The sequence below is a fragment of the Halomonas sp. ND22Bw genome, assembly GCF_003011945.1.
In the GTDB taxonomy this organism is placed as follows: Bacteria; Pseudomonadota; Gammaproteobacteria; order Pseudomonadales; family Halomonadaceae; genus Halomonas; species Halomonas halophila.
Genome location: NZ_PXWD01000244.1, coordinates 1 through 406, shown reverse-complemented (window position 1 = coordinate 406; position 406 = coordinate 1). Strand labels below are relative to the sequence as shown.

1 pseudogene is annotated in these 406 nt (G+C 63.5%); it reads right to left on the bottom strand.

Annotated features, from left to right (window positions below):
- A pseudogene (locus CVH10_RS17885) lies at positions 1-406 on the bottom strand (copper resistance system multicopper oxidase); the annotation flags it as partial.

Sequence of the window (406 nt, the reverse complement as noted above, 5' to 3'; positions counted from 1 at the left end):
GGTCATCCCGGTCATCTCCATGGCCTGGCCGGACCCGCCATGGTCCATGCCCCCCATCATGCCGCCCATCATGTCGTTCATGGTCAGCCATTCGACCGGATCGAGGGCAGGCACGGGAGCTTGAAGACCTTCACGCACGGCCAGCGTGGCACGCGCGTAGCCTGTCCGGTCCATCGCCTGGGCGAAGATCGTGTAAGCGTCATCCCGTGGCTGGACGATCACGTCGACGGTTTCGCCAGGACCGAATCGGAACTCATCGACGGTCACCGGCTCCACGTCAACACCATCGACGTGCACCACCGTGAGTTTCAGTCCTGGAATGCGTACGTCGTAGAAGGTGTTGCCCGCACCGTTGACCATGCGCAGCCGCACGCGCTCACCCGGTCGGAACAGCGCCGTCCAATTG